This window comes from Bradyrhizobium sp. URHC0002 (assembly GCF_054059515.1).
The window spans coordinates 3,105,434-3,125,056 of sequence record NZ_JBSSCF010000001.1; the positions used below are offsets into that span (position 1 = coordinate 3,105,434).

Consider the following 19,623-nt stretch of genomic DNA (forward strand, 5'->3'; position numbering starts at 1 on the left):
CGGCGAAGCCACATGGAAATTCCGATCGAACCGGTTTCTCCCTCGCTGCGTCTCATGACCGGGAGTGGTGGGCGGTTTTCTCGCGTTGCCGTCAGGCGACCGGTTCAGGAGGGTATCCATGCGATTGATTACGAACGGTTTTTTGACGACGAGCCTCGCCGTGTTCACGGCGCTTGTCGCCGGCCCGGTGCGCGCGGCGGAGGTGGCCGCCAGCTCGGCGGTCGATGCCGTCACCGTCTATCCCGATGGCGCGAGCGTCACGCGGGTCATCTCGCTCGATCTGCCGGCGGGCGAGAATTCGGCCGTTCTCAAGGATTTTCCGCTGACGCTCGATCCGTCCTCGCTGCGCGTCGAGGGCGAGGCGGGCGCGAAACTAACCATCGGCGCGATCGACGCAAAACCGCCGCGTGCGGCCCCGCCGGTCAATTTGCCCGAACTCGACAAGCGCATCGAGGCGCTGAAGGACGAGCGCGTCAATCTGCAGGGCGCGATCGATGCGGCGACCGCCCGGCGCAAATTCGCCGAGCGCTTTGCGGATACTTCTCCGGCAGGAATCGGCGACAAGGGTGAGGCGCGGCCGATCGCCGAATGGCGGGCGGCTTTTGCCGCGGTCGGCGAGGAAGTCGCCAGCGCCGACGCCGCGGTCCGCGATGCCGAACGCAAGCAGCGCGAACTCGACCGCGAAATCGCGCGTCTCGAACAGGACCGGGCGCAGAAGCCGCCGAGCAGACTGGAAGTCCGGATCGAGCTTGCGGCCGCGGCCGCGACCAAGGCGACGCTTCGCGTAACTTATGCCGTGCGCAACGCACGCTGGATTCCGCTCTACGACGCCCGCCTCGACACCGGCGCGAAAGACCGGAAGCCCGCGCTCGAGCTGGTGCGCCGCGCCGAGATCACGCAAAACACCGGCGAGGATTGGTCGAATGTCGCGCTCGCGGTTTCCACCGTGCGAACTGCGCGTGGCGGCAGCGCGCCCGACCTGAAGTCGCTCGTCGTTCAATACCCGCAAGTACCGCGTCCGGTGGCCGCGGCGTCCGCATCGGATTATGCAATGCCCTTGGCTGCACCACCCCCGGACCGGCAGAGGCAGCTCCGCGCTAGCGGGGGGAAGAGCGATGAGCCCGCGATGGAGAAGGCGGCCGAGCAACAGGCCGTGGCTGATGTCAGCGGCTTCCAGGTGGTGTTCAAGATTCCCGGGCGTGTCAGCCTCGGCGCCAGCGAAGGCGCCAAGAGCCTGCGCATCTCCAGTGCGGGCATTGCGCCTGACCTCACGGTCCGCGCCGTGCCGGTGCTGGACCCGACCGGGTTCCTCGAAGCGAGCTTCAAGCAGACCGAGGACGCGCCATTGCTGCCGGGCCGGGTCGCGATCTATCGCGACGGCGTCTTCGTCGGCCGTGGGCTGATGGCGGCTGCGGCCAAGGACGAGACCGTGCGGCTCGGCTTCGGCGCCGACGACAAGATCAAGATCGAGCGCACCGTCGTCAAACGCAACGAAGGCTCTGCCGGCCTGATCGTAACGACCTCGAAGACCGACGAGCGTTCGTTCAAGACCACCGTGCGCAACGGTCACGATTTCCCGATCCGGATCGCGATCGAGGACCAGTTGCCGGTCAGCGAGAACGAGGACATCGTGGTCGAGATGCTGCCGTCGACGACGGCTCCGACCGCGACCAATCTGCGTGACAAGCGCGGCGTACTGGAATGGGCGTTTGAGGCGAAGGCGGGCGAAGTCCGCGACATCAACTTCGCCTGGCGGATACGCTGGCCCAAGGACAAGGGCGTCGTGATGGTGCCGGCGGGCTGAGCGCCGAGCGCGTGCCTGTTGCCGGCATGGCCGGGCAGAAGCGCGAAGCGCGTCTTCGCGCCAGATGTCCCGGCCATCCACGTCTTTCTTTGCGTGTGACTGCCAAGAACGTGGATGCTCGAGCTGAACGTTCGCGCTCTTAGGTCTTTCGGTCAGCCATCGTGCGAAAGGTGATGGAGTAACGAGGCGCCTCGACGGCGGGAATGCTGTGTTCCCAGATCCGCCGGGATTCGCCCGACATCATGTAAAGTGAGCGCGGCGCGGCCTCGAGCGCGTAGCGCTGCCACTTTTCGCCAACGGCGCGCCGAAACCGGAACTTGCACGGCGAGCCGAGCGAGAGGCCGAAGATCCGGTCGAAATGCGGCTTGTCGCGGTGCCAGCCGATTCCAACGCCGACGTCGTATTCGGTGCAGAGAACCTGCGCGATTTGCGTCGATGGCCCGCCATAGGCCTCGACCTTTTCGATCAGCGGAAGAAGCCAATCGGGAATCGCATCAGCCGGCTGTAACCGCTGCAGCGTGTAATCGTAGCGGAACCCGAACGAGGCCACCCGGCGCTTGCCTTCGAAGGCACCGAACTGAAACGGCTGCAGCGGCAACGCCGAGACATCGCCAATGAGCTTGCGCTCAAGCGCCGGCGAAACAAACTCGGCCACGTACTGAAGCCCGTCCGGCAGGCCTGTAGCTTGCGGGAAAAGGGCGAGCTGCTCGCTCAAACCGGCGTCCTCAAACAGGGGTTGCGCATCGCCCGAATATGGGGACCGGCGCGACCAAATCAAAGGACAGCAACGGCATGAGCCGGCCGTCGCGCTGCGCCGGTTACCATTTTTTCCTGCTGGCATGAGGAACTTTGCCAGTTGCGGTCGATTGTCGATTGAGAAAATGGGCGGGACATAAGGAGGAAACCATGCACGGTCTTATCTATCTCGTCGGCCTGATTGTTGTGATTCTGGCGGTCTTGTCCTTCTTCGGCCTTCGCTGACGCCATGGAGATGTCGATGGAAAACGTCACGCCGGTGGCGCGAAGCGATATCGCGCCGCGCTTCCTGCAATGGTCGCCGATCGTGCTCGGAGCGCTCGCGGCGACCGCGCTTTCTTCCGTACTGCTGACGTTCGCGGTCACGATTGGCCTCGGCGTCACGTCGACGGCGCCAACGTGGCGCGATGCTTCAGCCGCGCTGGCGATCCTGTCGGGCCTCTATCTGATCATCCAGGCCGTGCTTAGCTTTGGCCTTGGTGGCTACATCGCCGGACATACCCGCACCTCAATCAGTCCGGCTTCGGTGGAGGAAACAGAACACGTTGACGGCGCCCATGGGCTGGGCACCTGGGCGCTCGCCGTGGTCATGGGCGCCATCCTCGCCACCTGGATTGGCGCGGCCAGCGTCACTCGGACATCGTCGATGCGTGGCCCAGCGCAGGCCAGCGCGGCCGAACCGCTGCTGAGCTATGAACTGGACCGGCTGCTTCGCGCTGGCCGCCGCGCACCCAATGTCGATCTCAGCGCCGAGCGCGCGGAAGCTGGCCGTATCCTTCTCACCACCTCAAGTCACAGCGGCTTGAGCGCGGACGACCGCATTTATCTCATTCAGCAGGTTGGTGCGCTGACGGGCCTTTCGGCGCCGGATGCCGAACGACGGGTCGACAATGCGATTGCCAGCGCCAGGACAGCCATTGCGCGGGCACGGCGCGGCACCATCATTCTCGCCTTTTCGGTCGCGACCGCGATCCTGCTCGGCGCTGTAGCCGCCTGGGCCGCGGCATGCGCCGGCGGACGGCATCGCGACGGCGCGTCCCTGCCGGAGTGGATGGCGCGGTCGAAGGCGCTCGATCGACGGCGAGTGACCGTGCTGCCGTAGAGCTTTCTCTCCTCTCCCTCTCCCGCGTAGGGCGGAAAGAGGGAGAAGCGACGGCATCACTTCGCCTTCAAAAACTCGCCGACTTCCAGCAGCACGAACTCATTGTCGTCCGCCTTGTTGGGCTCGCGGCTCGAGGAGAACGGCAAATTGTTGTCGTTACCGACGATGATATGGGTGTCGTCGACGCGGTCGACGTTCTCGATGGTGAAGAACGGGAACGTTAGCACGCCGTCGTTGAGCGGCTTGCGAGCCTTGTTGTCGGGATCCTTGATCTTCATCAAGTCGATATAGGCGATCTTGCGCACCGGCTTGCCGACGTTGGCATCGCTGAGCTCGACCTTGTAGACGCGCTTGAATTTCGCCAGATCCGGAAAGCAGTTCTCGGCGCGCTGGCCGGCCGGACAAGCCTTGTCCGCGGTGCCTTCGCCATTGTCGCGCTCGATGATCAGGCCGCTGGAGGCATCGATCATGTTGAAGTCGCCGATGGCGTTGCCGTTCTGCTCGAACACATATTGCCAGTAGCGGCCGGTGAATTTTTCGTTCATGACGTCGAATTCGAGAATCCGCGAGGCTTCCTTGCCGTCGACCTTTTCAAAGTCCTTCTTCTCGGCGTCCCACAGCGGGCCTTCGAGCAGGCCGTAGAGGAACTTGCCATCCTTCGACGACGCAAAACCTTCATAGCCCTTGGAGCGGCGCAGATTGACCGTGGTGTAGGTCGCACCGGGTGCGCCCGGCGACTGCACCGACCAATGGTCGGGCGAGCGCACCGGCTTGCCGTCGGCGGTGGTCTCGAACACGGCCAGGATCTTGCCGAACCTGTCGGCCTTCAGCACATAGGGACCGAACTCATCGCCGATCCAGAAGGCGTCGCCGATGATCTGAAAACCTTCGGTGTCGAAATCGGCGCCGGTGAGATAACGTTTTGCAGTATCCTCATGCAAGATGCGGAACGGCACCTTCCTGTCGGGATCGTGCAGGAAGATGGTTTCCTGCCGCTCGATCTTGCCGGTCGCCCAGTCGATCTTGTGGCGATTGAGATAGAGCATCGAATCCGCCGAGTTGTAGCGCGAGCCCATGCCGTTGTCGGTGAGCACCCAGAACGAACCGTCCGGCATCACCTTGATGCCGGAATGGCCCTGCAGCGGCTGGCCCTTGAACGGCAGCGACACGCCAGTCGGCCGCTCGTAGGATTTGCCCATCACGCTGCCGACGGCGTCGACGCGCTTGCCGGTGGTGTATTTGCCCGCGGTCTTGAGATCATCAGGCGCGTCCGCGGGCGCATCGATGAAGGTCTGCGCCGGCAGCACGGCGTGGCCCTTCAGCGTGGCCGGAAATTCGCCTTCGCCTTGCGCAAATGCAGCACTGGCCAGAAAGACTGATACGACGGAGCAGAGCAATGACACGCGCATGGCGGATCTCCTCATGATGACGATGCGCTGTGTCTTGCGGAGCGGCTGTTACAGTTAGCTGACAGTTCTGTGAAGAACCTGTAACGCCGTGGGATAAGCCCCGCGGCGTTATGCCGTTGGCGGGCCTGCGGGCCGCATCGTCTGCGGCAGCAGGAACGGCACGCCCTGATCGGTATAGTCGATCGTGACGTCCACCTCGAAAATCCGGCGGATGGTTTCGGCCGTGATCGCCTCGGCGCAGCCGCCGTCGACGGCGAGCTTGCCGCGATGCAGCAGCACGATCCGGTCGGCGAAGCGCATCGCGAGGTTGAGGTCGTGCAGCACGGCGATCACGGCCGTGCCATTCTGCGCGCGCCCTCTTGCCGTCTCCACCAGGTCGATCTGATGGCGCATGTCGAGGCTGGAGGTCGGCTCGTCCAGCAGCAGCAGGCCAGGGCCGTGCTGTTGTTCGCCGCAGGCGAGCTGCACCAGCACGCGGGCAAAATGCGCGCGCTGCTGTTCGCCGCCCGAGAGCGTCGGCAATTGCCGGTGACTGAAATGCGTGAGCCCTACCTCGCCCAGCGCGGCATCGACCAGCCTTTGCGCGGCGGCGCGGCCAGTATCGCCCGCGCCCATATGGACGATTTCCTCGACCGTGAACGGGAAGGTGACGTTGACATGCTGCGACAGCATCGCGCGGTGGTGGGCGAGTTGGCGCGGCGGATAGGCGCGGATTTCGCGCTGCTTCAACCTGATCTGCCCGCGCGTCGGGCGAAGATCGCCGGACAACATCCGCAGCAGCGTCGATTTGCCGGCGCCGTTGGGGCCGACGATCGCGACCATCTCGCCGGCCTTGATGCGCAGGTCGATGCCGTCGACCAGCGTGGCGCCGCCGATCGTCATCGAGATCGATTGCGCTTCGAGAACGGCGGTCATAGCGAGACCAACCCGCGCTGGCGCAACAGCATGCCCAGAAAGAACGGCGCGCCGATCGCCGCGGTCAGGATGCCGATCGGCATTTCCGCGGGCGCCACGATGGTGCGGGCCAGCGTATCGGCGCCCACCAGCAGCACCGCGCCCAACAGCATCGAGGCCGGCAGCAGCAGCCGGTGCGCCGGCCCGATCACCAGCCGCAACAGATGCGGCACCACGATGCCGACAAAGCCGACCACGCCGCAGACCGAGACCGCAACGCCCGTCATCGCCGATACCAGCACGATCGAAATCCGCTTCAGTCGCTCGACATCGACGCCGCTGTGAAAGGCCTCGGCCTCGCCGAGCACGAGGACATCGAGGCCGCGCGCGATCGAGACGCAGGCAATCAAAGCGAGCCCCAGCACCGGCGCCAGCGTGGCGAGCTTGGGCCAGGTCGCGCCGCTCAGTGAACCCAGCATCCAGAATGTGATATCGCGCAACTGGCGATCGTCGGCGATGAATACCAGAAGTCCGACACCGGCATTGGCGATGGCGGCAATCGCAATGCCGGCCAGCAGGAAGATCGCGATCGACGTCCGCCCCGAGCGGCTCGCGATCGAATAGAGGATAACCGTCGTGACCAGCGAACCCGCAAACGCCGCGATTGGCAGCAAATGATGCTGCATGAAGCGCAAGCTTTGCCCGATCTGGCTGTCGGTGAACACGATCGCGGCGGCCGCGGCCAACGCGCCGCCGGAGGAAACGCCGACCAAAGCGGGGTCGGCGAGGGGATTGCGAAACAGCCCCTGCATGATGGCGCCCGATGCGGCGAGCAGGGCGCCGACCATCGCGGCTGCCGCGATTCGAGGAATCCGGATCGACCACAGCACGAGTTGGTCGCGCGCAAGCGTTGGACCCGCTGCCGCGTCGCCCCACAGGCCGAGCGCGGCCGGCAGCCGCGCCAGTGGAATTCCGGCGGCGCCCATCGTGAGTGCCACCATCGCTGCACCGGCAAGTGCGGCGAACAGACAGATGAGGGTCAGCGAAGCGGGTGGACGCAATGCATACCCGCCGCGCTGCTTCGCACGTGCCGCGCTGTCGGAGAGGGCCGTCACAGGCGGCAGTTTGCGGTGACTGCCGCCGGCTTGAATGTCTCAGCCTGCGGCGCCAGCGCCGGATAGAGCTTGATCGAGAGGTCGCGCGCTGCGGCCGCCGTGCGCGGCCCGAAGCCGAGCAGATAAAGGCCTTCCATCGAGATGAAGGTCTTGCTCGCCGCGACGGAGGTCAGCGCGAAGGCCGGATGAAGATACACCGTCTCCGCGTCCACCGAATCCTTGCCGCGCTGGATCGAGAGCACCACATCGGGCTTTGCAGCAACGATCGCCTCGTCGTTGATGATCTTGTAGCCGTCATAGCCGTCGATCGCGTTGACGGCGCCGGCAAGCGCGATGATCTCGTTCGCCGCGGTGTTCTTCCCGGCGGCCATCGCGCGGCCGTTCAACAGCGACATCACGAACATCACGCGCACCGGCTTCGTCACCCTGCCGCGCAGTTCGCGCAGTTGCGCCAGGTCGTCCGTCACGACTGCCGTCAGGCACTCGGCCCGCTTGTCCGCGCCCATGGCGTGGCCGACCAGCTTGATCTTGTCGAGCAGCCCTTGTTCGGAAAAGGTTTCGGGCACCAGCACCAGCGGCACCTTGGCCGCCTCCAGCACGTCCATGGTTTCCTTTGGCCCCGAGCCCTGCACGGCGAGCACCAGCGAGGGATTGAGCCCGAGCACGCCTTCGGCCGAGAGCTGGCGCATATAGCCGACATTCGGTTTGTCGCGGGCCGCGGCCGGATAGAGGCTTGTGGTGTCGACGCCGGCGAGGCGGTCTTCGAAACCCAGCGCGTAGAGAATTTCGGTGATCGCGCCGCCGATCGACACGATCCGTGCCGGATCTGAGATCGTGATATCGCGATTGCGTGCGTCATGCACGGTAATGCCTGCAGCGATGGCCGCGCCGCCGAGCAGAAAGCCGCAGGTGACGGCCGATAGTGCGAGCGTGCGACAAATTGTCATTGCCGGTTCACTTGGTCAGGATCAGCTTGTTCTGCGACGTCAGCCGCAGGCGATAATTGTCCCCGCCATGCGCGATGATGATTTCGCGCTCGGTCGCGAACAGCTCGCGGCTGTCGATTCGGCTGCCGTTCATGGTGAGAAGGCGTGTCGCAGACGGCGGATTTTCGGCGTGTTTTCCGGCGCCTCCGACATTATCTCCTGAAGGTGCCGTCATAATTGCTGTTGTGCCCCCGATGTTCCCGACCAGCTGCTTGTATAATTTGATCGACGCGCAATCCAACTGCTGCACTTTACAATCGATATAAAGTGCGCCGTGCCGTTATTGACCGGTCCCGCAACGCGGCGTAACCAAGATGAACGCGATACGAGCGGGGGTGCCCGGTCGCGAAAATTGTTAGCCAGCAAGCAGCCGCTCATCACCAGCGGCGCCCGCCAGCCAAACCCAAGACATAAATAACAGGTTGGGGCAGTATGGCTTTCGGGGTCAGGCATTCGCGCGCCTTGGTTTTGGGCGCGTCGGCATTTTCGTTCGCGTTGATGTCGTCAGGCGCAGCGTTCACGCAGGCGCTCGAAGGGGAGGTCGTCACGCGCTCTCCCGAGCAGAAGAAACAGAAGCAGGCCAAACGCCAGCAAGCCAAACCGCAGCAGGATGCGCAGGCTACGGCGGCGGCGATGAATGCGCGCGCGCAGGCTGGCGCCACGGCGGTGCAGTCGCTCGATACGATCACGGTGGCGGCCTCGAAGACCGAGGAGCGCGCGATCGACGCACTGGCGCCCGTCAGCGTGGTGACGCTCGAACAGATCCAGGGCCTGCAGCCGAACCGGCTGTCCGGCATCCTCTACCAAATACCTGGCGTGTCGGTCCAGGAGCGCGGCGACGATCCTTCGACCGTCATCAACATCCGCGGCCTGCAGGATTTCGGCCGCGTCGCCGTCGTCGTCGACGGTGCGCGGCAGAACTACCAGCGCACCGGCCACAACGCCAACGGCTCGTTCTTCCTCGACCCCGAACTGGTCGGCAGCGTCGACGTGGTGCGCGGCCCGACCGCGAACATCTACGGCTCCGGCGCGATCGGCGGCGTGGTCTCGTTCCGCACCAAGGACATCAACGACGTGGTGCGCCCGGGCGAACGCTGGGGCGTCGACATGACCGGCGCCGGCGGCACCAACAGCGCTCGTGGCCTCGGCTCGATCTTTGGTGGCCTGCGTGCTGACCCCAATGTCGATGTCTTTGGTGGCGCGGTCTACCGCACGCAGGGCAATTACAAGGACGGCAACGGCACCGAGATCGGCAATACCGGCAACCAGATCGCGGCCGGCCTGATGAAGGTCACCGTTCGCCCCGCCGAAGGACACGAGATCAAGTTCGGTGGCATTTTCCAGGATTACCAATACAGCATCGGCCAGCTCAACCGCGGGCCGACCACCACGTTGGCGCCACTGGCGGCGATTGCTGGTACATCGGTCTATGCGTCGGATGCCAAGAACTACACGGGAACGGTGACGTGGAAGTACAACAAGCCCGATGACAATCTGTGGGACTGGAATATGTCCCTCTACGGCAACCGGACCGAGAACGACCAGGTCAAGACCTACAACAATCGCATCACCACCGGTGGCGGCGTTTGCTCGCTCTCCAATCCCGGTAACAACATTTCGGGCTGCGTCGGCGATCGCCGCGGCTACGTGCTCGATACGCTCGGAATCGACGTCTACAATACGACGCGGTTCAATGTCGGCGACTGGCGCAACGCGGTTACGCTGGGCGTCGATGCGTTTCAGGATGACGTGAGAACCTCCGACAGCCGCGGCAATTCCAACATTACCACGCCCGGCGGCTTGCGCACCGTGTCCGGCGGCTTCGCGCAGTTGAAGCAGAATTACTCGACCTGGTTCGAGGCCGTCAGCGCGATCCGCTACGATCGCTACGACCTTCATTCGCCGACGGTGGCGACCGGCGGCGGCGGCGACCGTTTCTCGCCGAAGATCACCATCGGCGTGACGCCGGTGGCGGGTTTTACGCCCTATGTCAGCTATGCCGAAGGCTACCGCGCGCCCGCGATCACCGAAACGCTGATCGCCGGCGAGCATGCCACTGGCGGTGGTCCGCCGCTCTTTCCCTGTCCGGGCGGCACTGCGGGGCTGTTCTGTTTCCTGCCCAACCCGAATTTGCGGCCGGAGGTCGGCAAGAACAAGGAAGCGGGGCTTAACCTCAAGTACAATGACGTGTTCACATCCGGCGACAGCTTCCGCGGCAAGTTCAACGTGTTCCGCAACGATATCTCTGATTACATCGATCTCGTTGGATCGACGCCGCGGACGGCCATCCTCGTCCCTGTTCCGGGCCTCTTCAGCCAGTTCTTTCAGTACCAGAACATCACGCAGGCCCGGATCGAAGGCGTCGAGGCCGAGACGGTGTATGACGCAGGCCTGTGGTATGTGGGCGTCGCCGGCCACCTGATCCGCGGCAAGAATGTCGCGACCAATATCGGGCTCGCGACCATCACGCCGCGCAAGATCACCACGACCGGCGGCGTGCGGCTGCTCGACCGCAGGCTGATCCTGGCCGCGCAATGGTCCTCGTTCGGCGCCAACAACGACGTGCCCGTCGGCTATCTGCCCTCCACCGGGTATGAGCTGGTCAATCTGTATCTGACCTGGAATGCGACCAAGGACATTGTCTTCTCGGCGTCGATCGACAATCTGTTGAACCAATACTACCGGCCCTACGCGATCCCCGGCGTTTCGGGCGACGGCACCACGCAGAACGACGTGTTGTGGTCGAGCCCCGGACCGGGCAGGGTCTACAAGGCCGGCTTGAAGATCCATTTTGGCGGAGCGTAGTTCGACGAGCTGACAACCAATAAAGTTGCACCGGGCCGCGCTGATGTTCCAGCGCGGCTTCGGTGCATCCATGTTTCCAACCAACTCAAACGGTATGCCAGGCGCACCCCAGCAACCCAGCCAAGGAGATTTTTGAAATGTTTATCGCAATGAACCGGTTCCAGGTGAAGATTGGCTCTGAAGCGGCCTTCGAGACCGTCTGGCGCACGCGCGAGTCCTATCTCAGCAGCATGGCCGGCTTCGTCGAGTTTCATCTGCTCAAGGGCCCCGTCGCCGAGGACCACACGCTGTATTCGTCGCATACGGTCTGGGCCGACAAGGCAGCCTTCGAAGCCTGGACCAAATCCGATGAATTCCGCCGGGCGCACGCCCGCGCCGACAACAAGACCGGCGAAAGCCTCTACCTCGGCCATCCCAAGTTCGAAGGATTCGACGTGATCCTGAGCGAGCGCAAATCCAGCGCCGCCGCGTGACGGGGAGGGTGCCCATGTTGAGCACGGACCTTGCTGAGCTCAAGGCCTATATGGCCGAGAATCCCGGCGCTGTCATCGAGGACGTGGCGCGGGAGCGGAAAGTCACCCCGCGCGCCGTGCTCGAGGCGCTGCCGGAAGCGATGGTGCGTATCGGCGCCGGCGGCGAGTTTGGCGCCGCCATGAACGATGTCGCGCAATGGGGCGAGGTGACGCTGATCGTCCACACCGACGACGCGATCTTCGAGTTCACCGGCTCGATCCCGGCGGGCGAGGTCGGCCGCGGATATTTCAACCTGATGCAGCCGAAGGGGCTTCACGGCCATCTCCGGCACGAGCGCTGCGCGGCTGTGGCTTTTGTCGAGCGTCCCTTCATGGGCAAATCGTCGGCCTTCATCGCCTTCATCAATGTGGACGGCGGCATCATGTTCAAGGTGTTCGTCGGCCGTGACGAGACGCGCGCGCTGCGCGGCGACCAGTTGCAGCGCTTTCACGCGCTTAGCGAGAGGATCGCGCCCGCCCGCGCGGCGTAGCGGATCCGCATTGTTAGCCGGGGAGACGATCATGCAGCGAACAGTGCTGAACATTATGATCCGTTGGTGTGGCGCGGCCGGCGTGGCCGCCTTCCCGGGTGCGGCGCTCGCCGCTACCGACGTTGCGCTGCTGCCGCGCAACCTGTCGCCATGGAACATGTTCGTGAATGCGGACATCGTGGTGCAGGCGGTCATGGTGGGGCTCGCCTTTGCCTCGCTGGTGACGTGGACGATCTGGCTTGCCAAGACCATTGAAGTCCGCCGCAAGACGGCCACCGCCAGGCGGCGCCTCAGCATGCTGGAAGCCGATACGGTGCTGGCCGAGGCCGAGCAGGAAAGCCGTGGCGGCCACGACGCCGTGGCGCAGATCATCCAGTCCGCCGCGCGCGAGGCCTCTCTCTCCGGCGGTCATTTCGACGACGGCCTGAAGGAGCGGGTGGCGCTGCGGCTGGAGCGGGTGGAGGCCGCGATGTCGCGGCAGATCGCGCGCGGCACCGGCGTGCTCGCGACCATCGGCGCCACCGCGCCGTTCGTCGGCCTGTTCGGGACGGTCTGGGGCATCATGAATTCGTTCATCGGCATTTCCGAAGCCCACACCACCAATCTCGCCGTCGTCGCGCCCGGCATCGCCGAAGCATTGCTGGCGACTGCGCTCGGCCTCGTGGCCGCGATCCCGGCGGTAGTGATCTACAACCATCTCACCCGCAGCACGATCGCGGCCCACCGCGCGCTGCTCGGCGACGCCTCGGCGATGGTGTTGCTGCTGATCAGCCGCGAGGGCGACCGCGATTCGTTCCGGTTGGCACGCGCCGCCGAGTAAACGACAGAGTGTAAAGCGATGGGCGCGAAGCTCGGTCAAGCAATCGGAAGGGCGCGCGGCGGCGATGATCTCGTCGAGGCTCACGAGATCAACGTGACACCGTTCATCGACGTGATGCTGGTGCTGCTGATCATCTTCATGGTCGCAGCCCCGCTCGCAACCGTCGATCTCGGCGTCGATCTTCCGGCCAGCGCGGTCGAGCCACAGCCACGCCCGGACAAGCCGGTGTTCGTCACGGTGAAGCCTGATCTTTCCGTCGCGGTCGGCGAGGACGTCATTGCGCGCGACACACTGACCGCCACGCTCGACAGCGCCACGCATGGCAAGAAGGACGAACGCATCTATCTGCGCGCCGACAAGGCCGTCAGCTATGGCGACCTGATGGAGGTGATGAACCTGTTGCGCAACGCCGGCTATCTCAAGATCGCGCTGGTCGGCCTCGACGGCCGGAGCTAGCGCCGTGAACGCGTTCGCGCTGCACGATATCTCCGACCAGGTCGCCGTCCGGCGCTGGGGAGCATCGGCTACGGCGATCGTTGTCGCGCATGCCGCGCTGATCGCGTTGGCCTTGAACTGGTACACGCAGCGGCCGGTGCCTGGCGTCACCTTGCCTGCGATCATGGTCGACATGGCGCCGGTTTCCTCCGCGCCGCAACCGACGCAGATGGATCTCGCGCCGGGACCCGTCATGCAGCAGGCCGATGCCTCGCCGCCGGAGCCCGCGGTTACGGAAGCCGTGCAGGAACAGATCGCGCCGACCCCGCCGCAGGAGAAGCCCGAAGTCGTCGCGCCGCCGGAGCAGAAGGTGGAAATGAAGCCGGTGACGGAGCCCGCCAAGCCGGTCCCGGAGGCCAAGGCGACGCCGGTCAAGCCGAAGGTGGTTCGCCTGGACGCGAAGAAGCCGAGCGACGCGCCGCCTGCGCCGCGAACGACGGCCTCGCCCAAGGCGGAGCGCCAGGCGCCGGCCGCGTCCGCCGTCAGCGCCGGCGCGTCGGCGGCGGCTCTTGTCTCCTACCGGCAGATGGTCGCAGCCCATCTGCAACGCTTCAAGCAATACCCGCCCGCCGCCAAAGCCTCGGGCCAGCAGGGCACCTCGCGGGTCAGCTTCACGCTCAGCCGAAGCGGTGCGGTGCTTTCCGTCGGTCTCGGTGGCTCATCGGGCCATCCGGCGCTGGACGCCGAGACGCTCGCAATGGTGCGCCGCGCCCAGCCGTTTCCCGCATTCCCTGCCGATGTGAAGCAGGCCTCGATGCCGTTCAGCGCGCCGGTGGCGTTCTATATCCGGTAGCAGGCGCTCACACGCCCTCATAGACCAATCGCGTGAAGAAGCCGGGATCGATCACGAACTGGCCCCATTTCGCGTCGAACGCCGCGGTCGGCTTGGCCGCGACTGTCTCATCCCGCGTTCGTCCCTGCTTCTTGAGGTTTGCGACGTTGTCCCTGATCGCAACCAGCATGTCGCGAAATTCCTGCAGTTCCGCCTTGTTGCTCACGGGCTTGCCGTGGCCGGGAATAATGATTGTATCGCCCGTGGCAGCCGCGAGGCTGGCATCGCACGCCGCGATCGTGCCGCCGATGCTGCCGCCGGTCGAATAGTCGATGAACGGATAGATGCCGTTCCAGTAGGTATCGCCGACATGAATGACATTGGCTTCCGCAAACATCACCGAGATGTCGCCGTCGGTGTGCGCCGGCCCGTAATATTTGAGGCCGATCGACGCGCCATTGAGCTTCAGGCTGTGCTCTTTGGCAAACACTTCGCTTGGGATTGCGCCGGCCGGCGAGGGAAGAAAATTGTAGTCCCAGTCTTCAACCCGCTGAATACCGGAAAGATGTTTGCGGGTGTTTTCCTGGGCGATGATCTTCGCACCAGCCGAATGCAGCCAATCGTTGCCGTCGGCATGATCGAAATGCCAATGCGTGTTGATCAGATGCGTGACCGGTTCGGGGCTGAGTGCGGCGAGCGCTTCCGTCACCCTGGCGCGCGATACTCCGATGCCGCCGTCGACCAGAACCTTGCCGTCGGAGCCGGTCAGCACGGCGATGTTGCCGCCGGAGCCTTCGAGCACGCTGATATTATTACGGAGCTTGAATGTCTTGATGGGCGCCGCTGCGGCGCTGTCCTTGATCAGGCTGACGAGACCTCGCGCTTCCGCATACGCCTGACGGGGGGTAAACCATCCTCCCGTTGCGGCGTAAGCCGCACCCACACAGCACAAGCAAAAGCTTCGTCGCGATAACAAACGCTTATCTGAATATCTCATGACGTCCTCGCTCAACTGCCAGCAAGGGATCGACGGCCCGGACGGGGCGGTCTCCCGTCATCACACTATCAGGCCTGAATAAAGGCAGTACCATCGCGCAGGACGGGGGAGCTATTCCTTTACCGCACCGGTCAGCGACGACACGTAGTAATCCACGAACAGCGAATAAAACAGCGCGACCGGCAGCGAGCCGAGCAGGGAGCCTGCCATCAGCGCGCCCCACTGGTAGACGTCGCCAGTGACGAGCTCTGTCAGGATCGCGACCGGCACGGTCTTGTTGGCGCCGCTCTGGATGAAGGCGAGCGCGTAGATGAACTCGTTCCACGACAGCGTGAAGGAGAAGATGCCGGCCGAGATCAGGCCGGGCACAGCGAGTGGCAGCGTGATCCGCCGCAGGATCTGCAGCCGCGTGGCGCCGTCGACCAGCGCGCATTCCTCCAGCTCATACGGGATCGACTTGAAATAGCCGATCAGGAGCCAGGTGCAGAACGGCACCAGGAAGGTCGGATACACCAGGATCAGCGCCATCGGCGAGTCGAACAGGCCGAACTGCACGATCACGGTGGCCAGCGGAATGAACAGGATCGAGGGCGGCACCAGATAGGCGAGGTAGATGCCGAGCCCCACATAAGGGCTACCACGGAAGCGCAGCCGCTCGATCGCGTAAGCCGCGAGCGTCGACGCGAACAGCGACAGGGTGGTCGAGCCGACCGCCACGAACATCGTGGTCTTCAGCCAGGTCGGGTAGGCGGTGTTGAACAGCAGATGCTTGATATGGGCGAGCGTCGGCGAGGAGATCCAGAACGGATTGTGCTCCTTGAAGTTCAGAAGCTCGGCGTTCGGTTTGAACGAGGTGATCACCATCCAGTAGAACGGGAACAGCAGGATCAGCACGAAGCACGACAGCGGCAGATAGATCATCATCACCCGCCGCGCGCGGGAATCCCACGCCATCGTGTCAGGCGTGGCGCTGGCGACATTGGATGATTGCTGGGCGACTGCGTCAGTCATTGGCTTCTCCCTGCTGCCATTTGCGGCGGGCGAGGCCGAAGTAGCTGAACAGCGTCGCGAACACGAGGAACGGGATCATCGACACTGCGATTGCCGCACCCTCGCCGAGTTCGCCGCCGGCGATGCCGCGCTGGAAGGCGAGCGTTGCGAGCAGATGCGTGGAGTTGACCGGCCCGCCGCGCGTAATGGCGTAAACCAGCTGGAAGTCGGTGAAGGTGAAGATGATCGAGAACGTCATCACGATCGCTAGAATCGGCAGCATCATCGGGAAGGTGATGTAGCGGAAGCGCTGCCAGGCGCTGGCGCCGTCCAGCATCGCCGCCTCATAGAGCGAGGGCGAAATGGTCTGCAGTCCCGCCAACAGCGAGATCGCGACGAAGGGGATGCCGCGCCAGATGTTGGCTGCGATCAGCGAGAAGCGCGCCGGCCAGGGCGTGCCGAGGAAATCGATATTGGTGGTGCGGATGTGCAGCACCTCGACCAGCAGATAGGAAATGATCGAGAACTGCGGATCGTAGATCCACCAGAACGCCAGCGCCGACAGCACCGTCGGCACGATCCAAGGCAGCAGTACGATGGCGCGCAGCAGGCTCTTGAGCGGGAAGTGGTTGTTGAGCAGGAGCGCCAGCCAGAAGCCGAGCGCGAATTTCCCGAAGGTCGCGACCGCGGTATAGAACACGCTGTAGAACACCGCGCCCCACCACAGCGGATCAGTCCACAGATACTGGAAATTCTCCAGGCCTACGAAGATGCCGCGCCGGCCGATGGTGGTGTCGGTGAAGGCGAGCCAGACGCCGAGGCCGAGCGGATAGGTGAGGAATACCGCGAGCAGGCCGATCGCCGGCGTCAGGCACATGACGATCAGGAACGGCTTGTAGTCGAACAGCCGGACGATCCAGCCCGGTTGCCGTTGCTGTATCACGCGTCGAGAAGGCAGGGTCGTCACAGACATTGGAGATTGTCCTGGTCCGATTCGGAGCAGTCATTCCGGGATGGTGCGCAGGCACCAGACCCGGAATCTCGAGATTCTCAGGTGCGCAATTGCGCACCATAGTTCGATGCTTTTCAGCGCCCGGAATGAGCGGCTGCCACCCTGCTAAGAACGGCGGAAATAGCGCTTGGCGCGCCGGTCCGCTTCGGCGGCGGCGGCTTCCGGTGTTGCGGCGTCGGTCGCGACCGAAGCGCACATCTGCACCAGCACATAGTCGGCGTTGACGGCGCCGCTGGCCGCTGAAATCGGGCCGGCGTATCCGGTGTAGTATTTGTTGGCCATCGTATCCCGGAAGATCTTGATCTTGGGATCGCTCGACCACACCGCGCTGTCCGTATAGGCAGTAAGCGGATGTGCCCAGTAGCCGCTATTGGCGGTGAGCCAGGGATCGTACTGTTCCCTTTCCATCATGAACTGCAGGAACGCTTTCGCCGCATTGGGATAGGGGCTGTGCTTGAACACCATGGCGTTCAGGCAAAGGCCGCCCATCGGCGGGCTCTTTGCAAGCCCCTTCGGGAGGAACTGGTGCTCGCTGTCCTCCGCGATCGCCGCCGTGGCCGGGTCGTTCTTTAGCGAGAAATACAGCGATACGCCGTTCGCCGTCAGCGAGATTTCCTGCGACGAGTAGGCGCGGTTGTTGCTGACGTCGTTCCAGGAAGGCGTGCCGGCGATGAAGGTCGGGTAAAGCTCCTTGAGATATTTGAGTGCCGCCACCGTTTCCTTGCTGTTGATGGTGACGTTGCCGGCCTCGTCGAGAAGGGCGGCGTTGTGCGACCACAACAGCCAGTTGGCAAAGCCGTTGCCGTCGCCGACGGCGTTACCAAGCGCGAAGCCGGCGGGCTTGCCGGCCTTTTGCAGCTTCTGGCACAGGTCCAGAAGCCCGGCATGGTCTTCCGGAACCTTGTCGAAGCCGGCGGCTTTGATGATCGACTTGCGATAGATCAGCGGGCCTGCGGTTGCGCCGAACGGCAGTCCGATCCAGGCATCGCCCTTGTGGCGCTTGCCGTATTTCTCGGCGAGCCACATCCAGCCGCCATAGCGCTTGCCGAGATAGTCGGCGACGTCGGTCAGCTCGATCAGCTTGTCGGCGTAGATGTGCGGGGCGTCCGTGAAACCGATGATGATGTCGGGCCCGGCGCCCGAGTTCGAGGTCACCGCGGTTTGCTGGTTGATATCCTCCCAGCCGACGAAGTCGACCTTGACCTCCACGCCGGTCTTTTCGGTGAATTTCGCCGCATTGGCGCGGAACACGTCTTCGTCCGGCTTCACGAACCGGACCGGGCGCAGCATCCGTAAGGTCGCGCCCTTCTCGATCGGCAGCGATGGCGCGGGGACGTCGGCGGCCTTGATCAGCGATGCGGTCTGCGCCGATGCGCCGGTCACGGCGAGCGCCGCGGCGGATGCGCCCAAAGCCAACGCATCGCGACGGGTGATGTCGTTCATGCTTCTCTCCCTGTGCCGGTTCCCGGCGTTGAATCGCCGGTGAACCCTGTCGTTCGACTCCGTAGCTAGCTGTTCGGGCCGCGATCCATGCTGACGGGCTGCCAGCGGCGGAGCGCGGTGTCTTGCAGCACCGACGGATTGACGCAGCTTACCGGCCACATCCCCTGCAGGACCAGTGACAATTCGTAGCCCACGCGGCGCTTGCGCGCCTCGTCAAAACGTGCCGATGCCGAGGCGACATGGGCGGTCAGGGTGACGTTTTCCATCGAAAGCATCGGGTTGTTGTGCGACGGCGGCTCCTTTTCCAGCACGTCGAGCGCCGCATGGGCGATCCAGCCCTCCTGCAGCGCCTTGATCAGCGATTCCTCGTCCACCGTGGCGCCACGGCCGGTATTGATGAAGACGGCGGATTTTTTCATCTGGCGGAAATGCTTCTCGGTGAGCATGTGATGCACCTCGGGCCGCGCCGGCGCGTGCATCGAGACGAAGTCCGATTGCGACAGCACCTCGTTCAGCGTCGAGGGGACGACGCCGTGATCGTACATCAGCGTTTCCTGGATGAAGGGATCGTAGGCCATCATGCGCAAGCCAAAGGGCGCCGCGCGCTTGGCGACCGCGCGCGCCACCCGGCCGAACGAGATGAAGCCAAGCGTCTGGCCCATCAGCCGCGGGATCTTCAAAAGCGCAGGGCGGCCCTCCGACCAGCGGCCGGTGCGCACCATCTTGTCCTGCTCGACCAGCCGCCGAAAACCCGCCAACAGCAGCATCATGGCATGGTCGGCGACCTCCTCGATGAAAGTGTCGGGGACGTTGGTGACGGGAATGCCGCGGGCGGTGGCGGCCTTGATGTCGACCGAGTCGACGCCGACGGTGCCGAGCGTGATCACCTTGCAGTTTTCGAGAGCGTCGATGACGGCTTTCGTGATCGGCATGCCCTTGGCGTAGATCGCGTCCGCGGTCTTTGCAGCGGCGATGAATTCCGCCTCGTTGGCCGGCGCCTCGATGATTTCGGCCCCGATCGGGTCGAGTGCTTCCTTCTCATAATCGTAGCCGCCGCCGGCGACCGTGAAGCTCGCGCCCTTCGGCGTCACCACCCTGTATTTCGGCATTTCCTGCTCCCGATTTTATTCTTCGGTGTTGGTTTGAGGCGGCGAGTGTCGCCGCTTTCGTTTACGCGACTTCGTCTTTTACGCGACCTGACTGCTGCCCGCTACAATCGC

General features: G+C 64.1%; 20 protein-coding genes. 8 read left to right on the top strand and 12 right to left on the bottom strand.

The window, feature by feature from the left end:
- The first annotated feature begins 118 nt into the window (after positions 1-118).
- Entirely contained in the window at positions 119-1,804 is a 1,686-nt protein-coding gene (locus ACVWVY_RS14995) for a mucoidy inhibitor MuiA family protein (RefSeq protein ID WP_456627082.1), read from the top strand.
- Positions 1,805-1,943: 139 nt separating this feature from the next.
- On the opposite strand, the gene ACVWVY_RS15000 is transcribed toward ACVWVY_RS14995, so the two are convergent.
- Both ACVWVY_RS15000 and ACVWVY_RS15005 read right to left on the bottom strand, forming a co-directional pair.
- Positions 1,944-2,519, bottom strand: coding sequence for an alpha-ketoglutarate-dependent dioxygenase AlkB (locus ACVWVY_RS15000; RefSeq protein WP_456627083.1), 576 nt, complete (start codon positions 2,517-2,519; stop codon positions 1,944-1,946).
- A gap of 59 nt (positions 2,520-2,578) precedes the next feature.
- Positions 2,579-2,791: a hypothetical protein gene (locus ACVWVY_RS15005; protein WP_456627084.1), complete on the bottom strand. Its 213-nt coding sequence runs from the start codon at positions 2,789-2,791 to the stop codon at positions 2,579-2,581.
- A gap of 4 nt (positions 2,792-2,795) precedes the next feature.
- On the opposite strand from ACVWVY_RS15005, the gene ACVWVY_RS15010 reads away from it, so the two are divergent.
- Entirely contained in the window at positions 2,796-3,662 is an 867-nt protein-coding gene (locus ACVWVY_RS15010) for a hypothetical protein (protein WP_456627085.1), read from the top strand.
- 56 nt (positions 3,663-3,718) lie between these two features.
- On the opposite strand, the gene ACVWVY_RS15015 is transcribed toward ACVWVY_RS15010, so the two are convergent.
- The 5 genes from ACVWVY_RS15015 to ACVWVY_RS15035 all read right to left on the bottom strand — a co-directional run bounded on the left by ACVWVY_RS15015 (position 3,719) and on the right by ACVWVY_RS15035 (position 8,241).
- Complete coding sequence (locus ACVWVY_RS15015; protein WP_456627086.1) at positions 3,719-5,071, bottom strand: esterase-like activity of phytase family protein; 1,353 nt, start codon at positions 5,069-5,071, stop codon at positions 3,719-3,721.
- 108 nt (positions 5,072-5,179) lie between these two features.
- Positions 5,180-5,986: a heme ABC transporter ATP-binding protein gene (locus ACVWVY_RS15020; protein ID WP_456627087.1), complete on the bottom strand. Its 807-nt coding sequence runs from the start codon at positions 5,984-5,986 to the stop codon at positions 5,180-5,182.
- Complete coding sequence (locus ACVWVY_RS15025; protein ID WP_456632214.1) at positions 5,983-6,966, bottom strand: FecCD family ABC transporter permease; 984 nt, start codon at positions 6,964-6,966, stop codon at positions 5,983-5,985. Before ACVWVY_RS15025 ends, ACVWVY_RS15020 begins: the two co-directional genes overlap by 4 nt.
- A 110-nt stretch (positions 6,967-7,076) precedes the next feature.
- Positions 7,077-8,027, bottom strand: coding sequence for a heme/hemin ABC transporter substrate-binding protein (locus ACVWVY_RS15030; protein WP_456627088.1), 951 nt, complete (start codon positions 8,025-8,027; stop codon positions 7,077-7,079).
- A 7-nt stretch (positions 8,028-8,034) separates the two neighbouring features.
- Positions 8,035-8,241 carry a hemin uptake protein HemP gene (locus ACVWVY_RS15035; protein ID WP_456627089.1) on the bottom strand — a complete coding sequence of 69 codons (207 nt, stop codon included), beginning with the start codon at positions 8,239-8,241 and terminating at the stop codon, positions 8,035-8,037.
- A gap of 257 nt (positions 8,242-8,498) precedes the next feature.
- On the opposite strand from ACVWVY_RS15035, the gene ACVWVY_RS15040 reads away from it, so the two are divergent.
- The 6 genes from ACVWVY_RS15040 (at position 8,499) to ACVWVY_RS15065 (ending at position 13,982) form a co-directional block, all read left to right on the top strand.
- Positions 8,499-10,871 carry a TonB-dependent hemoglobin/transferrin/lactoferrin family receptor gene (locus tag ACVWVY_RS15040; RefSeq protein WP_456627090.1) on the top strand — a complete coding sequence of 791 codons (2,373 nt, stop codon included), beginning with the start codon at positions 8,499-8,501 and terminating at the stop codon, positions 10,869-10,871.
- Between the two features lie 137 nt (positions 10,872-11,008).
- Positions 11,009-11,344: an antibiotic biosynthesis monooxygenase family protein gene (locus tag ACVWVY_RS15045; RefSeq protein ID WP_108521446.1), complete on the top strand. Its 336-nt coding sequence runs from the start codon at positions 11,009-11,011 to the stop codon at positions 11,342-11,344.
- 14 nt (positions 11,345-11,358) lie between these two features.
- Positions 11,359-11,874 carry a heme utilization cystosolic carrier protein HutX gene (hutX, locus tag ACVWVY_RS15050; protein WP_456627091.1) on the top strand — a complete coding sequence of 172 codons (516 nt, stop codon included), beginning with the start codon at positions 11,359-11,361 and terminating at the stop codon, positions 11,872-11,874.
- A gap of 55 nt (positions 11,875-11,929) precedes the next feature.
- Positions 11,930-12,694 (top strand): tonB-system energizer ExbB, encoded by a 765-nt coding sequence (gene exbB, locus ACVWVY_RS15055; RefSeq protein ID WP_456632215.1) that lies wholly within the window; start codon positions 11,930-11,932, stop codon positions 12,692-12,694.
- 18 nt (positions 12,695-12,712) lie between these two features.
- Complete coding sequence (exbD, locus tag ACVWVY_RS15060) at positions 12,713-13,150, top strand: TonB system transport protein ExbD (protein WP_456627092.1); 438 nt, start codon at positions 12,713-12,715, stop codon at positions 13,148-13,150.
- A 4-nt stretch (positions 13,151-13,154) separates the two neighbouring features.
- Positions 13,155-13,982, top strand: a complete 828-nt coding sequence (locus ACVWVY_RS15065; RefSeq protein WP_456627093.1) for a TonB family protein — start codon at positions 13,155-13,157, stop codon at positions 13,980-13,982.
- A 7-nt stretch (positions 13,983-13,989) separates the two neighbouring features.
- Here ACVWVY_RS15065 and ACVWVY_RS15070 read toward each other — a convergent pair whose 3' ends face one another.
- The 5 genes from ACVWVY_RS15070 to ACVWVY_RS15090 form a co-directional block, all read right to left on the bottom strand.
- Positions 13,990-14,958, bottom strand: coding sequence for an MBL fold metallo-hydrolase (locus ACVWVY_RS15070; RefSeq protein WP_456627094.1), 969 nt, complete (start codon positions 14,956-14,958; stop codon positions 13,990-13,992).
- A gap of 111 nt (positions 14,959-15,069) precedes the next feature.
- Positions 15,070-15,969, bottom strand: coding sequence for a carbohydrate ABC transporter permease (locus ACVWVY_RS15075; RefSeq protein ID WP_456627095.1), 900 nt, complete (start codon positions 15,967-15,969; stop codon positions 15,070-15,072).
- Positions 15,962-16,921, bottom strand: coding sequence for a carbohydrate ABC transporter permease (locus tag ACVWVY_RS15080; protein WP_456627096.1), 960 nt, complete (start codon positions 16,919-16,921; stop codon positions 15,962-15,964). The genes ACVWVY_RS15075 and ACVWVY_RS15080 overlap by 8 nt, the downstream gene beginning before the upstream one ends.
- 144 nt (positions 16,922-17,065) lie before the next feature.
- The gene (locus ACVWVY_RS15085; protein ID WP_456627097.1) at positions 17,066-18,403 is read right to left on the bottom strand and encodes an ABC transporter substrate-binding protein; all 1,338 of its coding nucleotides are present in this window, start codon (positions 18,401-18,403) and stop codon (positions 17,066-17,068) included.
- A 65-nt stretch (positions 18,404-18,468) separates the two neighbouring features.
- Positions 18,469-19,512 carry a C-terminal binding protein gene (locus tag ACVWVY_RS15090; RefSeq protein WP_456627098.1) on the bottom strand — a complete coding sequence of 348 codons (1,044 nt, stop codon included), beginning with the start codon at positions 19,510-19,512 and terminating at the stop codon, positions 18,469-18,471.
- Positions 19,513-19,623: the final 111 nt, after the last annotated feature.

Bases quoted from the DNA above. Each gene is read 5' to 3' on its own strand.
- exbB (WP_456632215.1), top strand. From the start codon at position 11,930: ATGATCCGTTGGTGTGGCGCGGCCGGCGTGGCCGCCTTCCCGGGTGCG.
- ACVWVY_RS15040 (WP_456627090.1), top strand. From the start codon at position 8,499: ATGGCTTTCGGGGTCAGGCATTCGCGCGCCTTGGTTTTGGGCGCGTCG.
- hutX (WP_456627091.1), top strand. From the start codon at position 11,359: ATGTTGAGCACGGACCTTGCTGAGCTCAAGGCCTATATGGCCGAGAAT.
- ACVWVY_RS15075 (WP_456627095.1), bottom strand. From the start codon at position 15,969: ATGACTGACGCAGTCGCCCAGCAATCATCCAATGTCGCCAGCGCCACG.
- ACVWVY_RS15025 (WP_456632214.1), bottom strand. From the start codon at position 6,966: ATGGTGGCACTCACGATGGGCGCCGCCGGAATTCCACTGGCGCGGCTG.
- ACVWVY_RS15090 (WP_456627098.1), bottom strand. From the start codon at position 19,512: ATGCCGAAATACAGGGTGGTGACGCCGAAGGGCGCGAGCTTCACGGTC.
- ACVWVY_RS15045 (WP_108521446.1), top strand. From the start codon at position 11,009: ATGTTTATCGCAATGAACCGGTTCCAGGTGAAGATTGGCTCTGAAGCG.
- ACVWVY_RS15070 (WP_456627094.1), bottom strand. From the start codon at position 14,958: ATGAGATATTCAGATAAGCGTTTGTTATCGCGACGAAGCTTTTGCTTG.
- ACVWVY_RS15080 (WP_456627096.1), bottom strand. From the start codon at position 16,921: ATGTCTGTGACGACCCTGCCTTCTCGACGCGTGATACAGCAACGGCAA.
- ACVWVY_RS15085 (WP_456627097.1), bottom strand. From the start codon at position 18,403: ATGAACGACATCACCCGTCGCGATGCGTTGGCTTTGGGCGCATCCGCC.
- ACVWVY_RS15030 (WP_456627088.1), bottom strand. From the start codon at position 8,027: ATGACAATTTGTCGCACGCTCGCACTATCGGCCGTCACCTGCGGCTTT.
- ACVWVY_RS15010 (WP_456627085.1), top strand. From the start codon at position 2,796: ATGTCGATGGAAAACGTCACGCCGGTGGCGCGAAGCGATATCGCGCCG.
- ACVWVY_RS14995 (WP_456627082.1), top strand. From the start codon at position 119: ATGCGATTGATTACGAACGGTTTTTTGACGACGAGCCTCGCCGTGTTC.
- ACVWVY_RS15015 (WP_456627086.1), bottom strand. From the start codon at position 5,071: ATGCGCGTGTCATTGCTCTGCTCCGTCGTATCAGTCTTTCTGGCCAGT.
- ACVWVY_RS15005 (WP_456627084.1), bottom strand. From the start codon at position 2,791: ATGGCGTCAGCGAAGGCCGAAGAAGGACAAGACCGCCAGAATCACAAC.
- ACVWVY_RS15035 (WP_456627089.1), bottom strand. From the start codon at position 8,241: ATGACGGCACCTTCAGGAGATAATGTCGGAGGCGCCGGAAAACACGCC.
- ACVWVY_RS15020 (WP_456627087.1), bottom strand. From the start codon at position 5,986: ATGACCGCCGTTCTCGAAGCGCAATCGATCTCGATGACGATCGGCGGC.
- exbD (WP_456627092.1), top strand. From the start codon at position 12,713: ATGGGCGCGAAGCTCGGTCAAGCAATCGGAAGGGCGCGCGGCGGCGAT.